The 8,276-nt window shown below is 60.2% G+C and carries 4 protein-coding genes; all 4 read right to left on the minus strand.

Annotated elements, in window-relative coordinates; translation table 11 throughout:
- Positions 1–249: 249 nt before the first annotated feature.
- Entirely contained in the window at positions 250–2,343 is a 2,094-nt protein-coding gene (gene drmB / locus ACZY0Y_RS19260) for a DrmB family protein (RefSeq protein WP_463959854.1), read from the minus strand.
- Positions 2,336–5,554 (minus strand): helicase-related protein, encoded by a 3,219-nt coding sequence (locus ACZY0Y_RS19265; RefSeq protein ID WP_463959855.1) that lies wholly within the window; start codon positions 5,552–5,554, stop codon positions 2,336–2,338. Before ACZY0Y_RS19265 ends, drmB begins: the two co-directional genes overlap by 8 nt.
- 4 nt (positions 5,555–5,558) lie before the next feature.
- Entirely contained in the window at positions 5,559–7,364 is a 1,806-nt protein-coding gene (locus ACZY0Y_RS19270; RefSeq protein WP_463959856.1) for a UvrD-helicase domain-containing protein, read from the minus strand.
- The coding region (locus ACZY0Y_RS19275) for a DEAD/DEAH box helicase (RefSeq protein ID WP_463959857.1) at positions 7,354–8,276 on the minus strand (923 nt) is incomplete at its 5' end. The genes ACZY0Y_RS19270 and ACZY0Y_RS19275, both read right to left, overlap by 11 nt.

Here is an 8,276-nt window from a genome sequence, read left to right on the forward strand (position 1 = left end):
GGACCGCATCATCCACAACACCACCTGGGTCGACACCGGCACCTACAACATGAGGGAGCAGACCGCCCTGGCCAGCGCCTAACGATGAGGTCGAGGGCCAGTGGCTCCCAAGCACACCACCACTGGCTCTCTTCCGCACGATCGGTGGCTCTGAAGCGCAAGATTGGGTGGCTCTCAAGGCATCAAATACTCAACTAGGCACGGTTCTCGTGTGTGGGGGGTCGGGACCCCGACCCCCCACACGTTGCGCTAGTAAACCTTGTCCGCCAGCTTGTCGGCGAGGTCTGCGGGTGCAAAATCCACGGTGTGGTAGGTCGTCCAGCCCTGCTCCGCGAGCCAGTCATCACGCTCATCATCTCGCTCGACAAGGACTGCCACTCGTGAGGTAGCCCAGGAGAGATCAACCTGCCACTGGTTGTCGGGGCCTATATCGGCACCCCAGTCACCAAGCTCCACATCGACTTCCACGAGCTCGGGAATAAGTTCCTGTAGTTCAGGACCGGATTCGGTGAAGACCGTCAGCCATGGGCTTTGACGCACGCTGACAGGGATGTTGTCGTCGTGGGACACGTCCGAAACGCTGCTCGGTTTCTCAAGGCCAGTCGTTGCAATGGGGTTCAGCGCTGCCCAATCCTTGAAGCCAAGCCCGATCTGACCATGAACGCCAAATAGGGACCCCCGGTCGAGATTGGAATTGAATAGCTCGCAGCTTGTTTCCGGCACAAGGACGCAGCAGTGGCAGGCGGCCAGGTTACGCGCATCGGTACCAGAACCGCGTGACTCGATGCAGACAGGATCCGCTGAACACCAAGACGTGCGGAACAGTCCTTCGTCCAGGGAAGGCCCGAGGCGCTTTGGGCTCGCCTGTGCAGCGATGCCGCCCAGGCTGCCTGCAGAGTCGGACGATGCCGTATACAAGAGCACTCCGACTTGATCCGAACCTACATAGAGGCGTTCCCGAATAGACGACGCGGGGTATCCAGCGTCCAGCGAGAGCTGGTCGATGATGATGTGGGAGAGCGTGTGGATCAGGGTCTCCACGATACTGACGGAAATCGGGTCCTGGCCGCGCTGCTCAGCTGCGCGTTTCGCGTTCAGGCGGAGCGTTTTCTCCCTGCCGGCCGCGAAGTTCGTTTCAGCCCAAGCTTCGACCTGTGATCGGTCCAGAGCCACAAAGAGTCCCTCACCCAGCGTCTCAATTGCGGGCAGCCAATTCTGGCGGTTGTCGTCAGGCGAAAGGGGCGACAGCTTGGCGTCAGGCTTGTCTTCACTCCTTGGGTGCAACCGGCTAAAGCCGTACAGTGCGCGGACTTCCCTGAGTCGCGTGACTTTGCGTGCCGCCTTGATCCAGTGTTTATGGGTCTCCGGTACGGCGACTTTCTCAGCAACAAAATCGGTGTCTGGGCTGTCCCGGCGGCCGTTCATCAATGCGAGGAACTCCTGCTCCCGGAGCTGTTCCTCGGAAAGCTCAGTTTCCTCACTGCCATGGAATTGGCGCTTTATTTCGGCGCGAAGTTCCTCAACGGAGAAGCGGCCGTCAAATTCCTGAACCACGCCCTCGAGAACCCAAGTGGAACCGGGCTCCAGAGCCTGCGGTTGACTGAGCTGGGAGGCTTTTGACGTCACCACCTTGGCGAGAAATTCAGAATATGGCGGGATAGAGATTGCGGACCTCACCACCGGGAACCAGACATTTGACGCACCGCGCTGAACTGTCTTGGGGGCCTTGCCGCATTCGCGTTCCCGATAACCCCAGCCGAGCCACGGGCGATTGCCCTGGCACTTCATTTCCTTGAGCGCTACGGAGTTGAACGCATCGGCCATGGTCCGAGATTTCCCGCATGAGCACCGAACAACCATGTCGGCCAGTGATGACGTTCGGCCTTCGGACGCAAGCGAAAGCAGATGGTCAATGTCATCGCTTGGCGTGAAGCCGTGCACCCAGTACGAATATGGAAAGTCATCGATGTGCCCGTCTTCGCACGCCACCACAAATCGGGAAGGGGTCAGCGGGGCCGGCGACTTACACAAGCCACACTTCGGGTCCTCGTACGAGGCTTGCAGCTGCTGTACCCGTCCGATTCGATTGCAGCTGGGGCACACGAGCATTTGCGGAAACCGGACAACGGGGATCTTCCCCCGCGCGCCTGCGGGCGGTAGCAGAAGCTCGGACACCCTCAAGCTGCGTGCCAGGCGGGGCTCGCTGACAGGCTTCAAATGCTTCCTGTCCCATTGGTCAATGCTGGTGATCATGAAGCTGTTGTTCTCGGCGGGGAATAGACTCCCTACCCCGAACGTGGAGATCAACTGGCTGCGTCGGGCAGCGTAGGTCTTTCTAGCCAAGGGAGGCGTCCTTCCTCATAGGGGCCGGCCGGAGCGCGGTTTCGGCGTCCACGTCGCGCATGCTTCGTGGTGTCGGCCAGGGAATGCTGCTCGTGCTGTAGACGAAATCGGGGTCTTCAAGGGCTTTGCTGGAATCGATAAGAAGAGAGCGAGGTGAATTCTTCTTGCCCTCGTAGGGCAGGTCAGCGTCCGCAAGGGCAGCCTTGCGCCAGATGTTCAGCAGCCGCTCGAGCGCCTCGCGCGTTGCCGGAGCCTCATCCTGTTTCAAATGCTCGTCAATGTCCGCCGCCCGGTCGCCGATCAAGGTCAGGATTTGATCAACAACCTGTCCTTCGTCTCTCACCTGGCCGGCACTGGTTCTGAGGGCGGGTACAAGCATTCGGAGTGCAGATACCAGGACAGCATGGAGTCCGCGGTCGCGGGACCGGGCCGCGAAGGGCGTGGCACTCGTGGCTTCCACCGCACGGTACAAGGCACCATGAAAGTCGTTGAACGATTCGTAATGCGATCGGTCCCTCGTCCGGGCTGCATTGAAGATCGTCACGACTAGGCCCGGGTGCACACGCCCTACCCGGCTGGTGGCCTGGATGTATTCGGCACTGGACTGCGGCTGTCCCATGACTGCCATCAACCCCAGACGGTCAACGTCCAGGCCAACAGAGATCATGTTGGTGGCCAGCACCACGTCCTCGGGGGTGAGCCCACTCCCCAGGCTCTTCTCCAGGGACTTGAGAGCCTCCGGAATCTTGTGGTTCTCCACGCGGCTTGTTAGCTCACTCAGCTGAATACCCCGCGCACCGAGCCGACCTTCTCGTTTGGCCAACAGATTAAGCCGGGCACGGACGTCGTCGTACACCTGAAGGTAGGCCGAGCCGAGGACACGGAGACTGTTGAAGTAACCGATAAGCGTCCAATAGGGGTCACGGTCCTCCGCGGTGGCATCTTCGATGACGGTTGCTGAGTGCAGCAGCGATGCGTAGGTGCGAACCATGAGCGTGGCATGGCTGGTGCCCGAGGCGAGGACCCCGACGTATTGGCGGGTCCCGAGGCCGTCAGCAGGAGCCTTCTTGGCGAAGAATGAGTCATCCGGGTCAAGCCCCGGCGGCGGAAATAGACTGGAGTCGCGGTTGAAGACGGACCGGATCTGGTCCTTGGCTCGTCGAATCGTTGCCGTTGAGGCTATGATCTTGGGCTTTCGGTCGGCGGAGCCCCCTTCGCGTCCGATGCCGCTGGCCGCGAGGTCGACCGCTGTTTCAAAGAGGCCAACGGTCGAACCGAGCGGTCCCGAGATGAGGTGCAGTTCGTCCTGGATGATGAGGTCCGGGCCCAGGTCGGCGGAAGACAAACGTCCGAAAAGGGTTGCAATCTCCCCCCGCCATGACATTCCGGCGAACTTATCCACGGTCCCGATCACGACTTCTGGGCGTTCCCGGTAGACGTCTGTGTCGATGATGTGAACGGGTAGGCCGTCCGCAAACTCGCACGCCTTGTTGGAGCAGCTGACGAGCATCCGGTCGGAGGGCACTTTGACGATTCGATAGTCATCGACCGTGAGCCGGGTGCCGCACCAGGGGCAGGCTTCGATCTGCTTGGGGTTTCCTTCGACGACTTCCTGGTGGTTCCGAAGCTTTCCCAGGTTCGTTCGTGCAGTTGCGATATCGTTCGGCGTTGCGCCTCCGCCCACCCAGAGCCCGATGCCGAATGGTGTACCGCCAACCCGGTCCTCATTCGCCAGTCGAACAGATTCCAGGGAGCAGATGAGCATGGCAGCGCGCTCAAATTGTTGGATTGTCAGAAGCCGGAGGGTATAGCGCATGATCACGGCCACGCCCCGGACGCTTGTGTTCCGCAGCCGTCGGAGCAGCAGGAGGTATGCGACAAGCCCCAGATAGGCTTCTGTCTTTCCTCCACCTGTGGGGAACCAGAGGAGATCAGCGATGTCGCGTTCCGGGTGCTGATCGTCAGTCACTGACGGCAAATTAATGAGGATGAATGCAATCTGGAAAGGTCGCCACGCCTGGGCGCCAAGTACGAACTCGCCTTTGGCGCCTTTCCGGACCCAGTCCTGGCGCGAACGCTGCATGTGCATAGCCTGATTCGCCAGCTGAAATGCCTCAAAGGCTTTCTCATCGTTGACCAGCAGCTGGATGCCCGCTTTGATTCGGTCGTGTGCAGTCCCCGCCTGCTTCATATGGTCGGCAGCGACACCGCGCAAGTGCGGAGGAACGTGGGTTTGACCGTCTGCTGTTACCGAGTCACTGGATGCCGTGATCCACGATGCATAGTCCTCCGCGAGCAAGTTCAGCTGCGCGACGACATCTTCGCGCGTGGCCGAACCCATGAACGAGAGCGACAGGTTGGCGTTGCTCACGCCAGCCATGGACCGGTGGACATCCTGCCGGGGAACAAACGTGGTGGTCACTCGCTGACAGAGCCGGCCATCGACGTCGGACGCCTCCACCTCGACCGCGCAGCCATGCCCGGCGCCGAAGATCATGTGGTTTCGGTAGAGGAGCTCGGACGACGCCAGGTCGGGGTCCGAAGGAACGTTGGTACGCAGCTTCGAACGATCAACAAGAGCGGGCTTTGGGGTGTGAACGGAGAGGCCAGCCTGGAACCAGCACGCCACGTCTTTGTCTGATGTCGGGTCAGGTTTGGGCTGGGTGTTCCTCAGCACGACAGTCACCGTCACGACAGCCTCGTCGGGACTTCGCACCAAGGCGTACAGTTCCAGGGCCCCGCCCTCCAGAAGATGCCGCTGGGGCCCAGCTGAAGACAGATCGATTGGGATCCCGGGGAGTTCCGCTGGCGTACGCTGCCAGTCATATGCGTCGCGGCGTTTGCTGCCGCTGTCCCTGAGGGTAGGGACTGGGGCATACCTGGCGGCAGTCGGCGAGACGAGAAGGACACGAGAAAGTGCTGTGTCAACGGAAACGGTCAAGCCCACACTGCTTGGATAAGTCAGCCGGGCGTTGGCGACCGGGCTGTCCACTGAGGCCTCGCCAGAAGCAGCAGCCACGGACTCAGGCTCATCGGGCGCCTCTGAATAGGTGTCGTCCGCCGCCGGCCAGAGCACTCCCGTGACATAGCGCTCAAGGGGGCGCTCGGTGATGAGCTCGTCGGAAGCACCGGGCCCGTAGAGGTCCGTTACAAGCCGGTCCACCATTTCGCGGCGGAATGCGTATTTGCTGTCTAGGGTCGACAAGGTCATTCTCCTAATCCTTGATCCGGCTGATCAGCCCGGTAAGCCGGGGTACAAGCCACATACCGGAGGAACCGAGCCCTGCGAGCTTCGTCTCCTCTGGATGGCCGGTGGCGCACTCGATGGATGTGACCCGGGCGCCGGTGAAGGCGGTGGGCCACTCCTGGCTGCGGTTACCCTTGAAGCCGAAATTCTTCTTCAGCGCGAACGCAAAAGATTGGCTGGTTCGGCCGAGCCGGCGGCCGTCGCTGGTGGTCAGCTCGTAGCGAGGAACTTCACCGGGCTCGGGCTGGGACTCAATGCGGCCCGAAACGACGTCACCCAGGAGGTTATCCAGAACTAGGCCCTCCTGAACGGCGTGAGCGTCTCCGTCTGCGGGGTAATAAGGCGAAACGTCGTCGATGTCGGAGTTCAAAAACTCCATCCGCGCCGTGTACTGCCCGTACTTGCCATAAGCCTTCTCCAGCCATCGTCCCCCGGATCCGTCGGCGTGCTTGAGGATCTTCTTCGGCAGCAAGGTCGAGACGATCTCTTCTCGAGCCCGGCTCAGGGCTACGTACTTCTGCTTCAATGTGGCCGTGTTCTGCTCGGCGGCGGGTGATCCGAACTCCGGTTGCAGATAGAGGACATTGGTGAACTCGAGCCCCTTGGCCCGATGTACCGTAGAAACGATCAGCGGAGCGACGTCGGCCACCGTGAGGGTCAAGGGGATCGATCTGCTGCGCAGTCGTTGGCTGAGCTGGGGGACATTCAGCGAGTCGTAGGCGGAGAAGTTGCCCTCGGCCGTCTTCAATGCGAGCCAGTGGTCGGCTGATGCCTCGCCGAAGAGCTGCTTCAGTCGGGACTTGATCTCATCGGCGTCGTACGTCCGGTCTTCCAGATCCTTGAAGACTTGATGGACCCACGGCGCCACACTCATATCCTGTGCCTTCCGCCGGATCAGGTGCGGATATCCGTTCTCCCACAGAAGTTCACTCGCGATGAGGACTTCGTAATTGGTCGAACACAGCAGGGCTGTTGTGTCGCCTTCATTCGGGCTGAGAGCTCCTGACTCATTGAGTACGGAGGTGCTGGAAACTTCCCTGCGGAAGTCGTCGAGCAGGTTGTGTGCGGCCTCGCACGCTGGCTCGTCGAGTGCTCCCAGGTTGCGGATCTCGTCGCCAACGGAGATGAGCTCCCTGGTGCGATCGGTCACTGCCCTATAGTGCTTTTCCAGGGTCTGTTGATCCGCGTCAAACTCCTTGACGAGTGTCTCGATGAGCTCCGCCGAGGTGAGTTTGGACTCGGATTCTTCCAGCTGGAAGTCGTAAATGCCCTGCAATGGGTCGCCGAGCACGGTGAAGCCGAAGTCGTCGTCAAGAGCGGAAAATAGGGCCAAGACGAGCTCCGCCCGGTCGCCCACGAGGTCCTGAGCTTCATCGACCAGGATGTGCTTTAGGTAAGTGACCCGATCGGGCGTCTCGTCTCCGGCGATGTATTTCGTGGCTTTTCGGATCCGGGCGTCAAAGCTGTCGCCCAGAGTCTCTTCGTCCATGTCGATCAGAATCTGCGCCGCAAAGGAATCGAAAGTTCGGATTTGAAGTCCATCAAGGTCGTGGGTGCGTGCCCGTTTCCTGACGGCTTCGACGGCGGCGCGGGAAAAGCTCAGGACGAGGATTTCGTCTGCGGGATTCAGGCCATCTTCCACCAATGTCTTCACTCGCGCCAGCAAGACCTCGGTCTTTCCTTGGCCGGCTGCGGCAGTGACGAACATCCGCGCATCCGGCGCAGCTTCCGCAACCTCTCGCTGACTTTCGTCGAGTTCAATCTCAGCGAGCACTTGTCGCCTCGTTCTTCCACAAATAGTCCAGCTGCGTAAACGCCAGCTTGTGGCCATACTGGTCCAAATTGTCCTTGACGTTGACGATCAGAACTTCTTCGCTTCCTCCGTTGAGCGGTCCGCGGAGGCCGCGGCCGATCATCTGGATGTATTTGTTGGGGGAAAATGTTGGCCGGCAAACGTACACGGCGTCGACCTTGGGTGCGTCGAACCCCTGGGTCAGCACATCGAAGTTGGTCAGCACACGGATCTTTCCGTTGCGGAAGTCCTCGATGATTGAACGCCGGTGGCCCAGATCTGTCTTGCCCGAGATGGCGGCTGCCGGAATGCCCTCAACGGAGAGGACAGCCGCGAGAGCCTCGGCATGCTCTACCGAAGCGGCGAAGACAAGAGTCGGCCCCTTAGTCTCGGATGCCTTGATGTGGTCCAGGATGGCTTCGTTTCGTTGCGTGCTGTCCGCCACCTGCTGGAGGTCGATGCGGGCCTCAAGCATGGCGCTTTGGGAATCCTCGTCCGTGGCCGAGCGCATGTCCTTCAGCTTGAGCTCAATGCCCTTCAGCTCTTCATGGTTCACCTTGGCTAGAACGCCCATGCCCTGGAGGTACTCGTGCGCGTTCTCTGCACTGAACTCATCTGGCTCGATGAGATTACGACCGAATCTGGCAACGAGTCGCTCAGTCTCCTTCTCGTTTGTGCCTCGATACGGCGTCGCCGACAGTCCCAGCAAAGACCGAGATTTTTCGGTGAATGAGCGGCCGAACCACGAAAGAACCGGCGTGTAAGAAGTTGCGGTCGCCCCGTGGGTGAGGTGTACTACTGATGTGAGACAGTCTTTGAAAGGATTGTTCCCATGTCTTCCCGTCCCACGTTTTCTGATGAGTTCAAGGCTGATGCTGTTGATCTCGTGATTAC

Source organism: Pseudarthrobacter kochi (genome assembly GCF_055412805.1).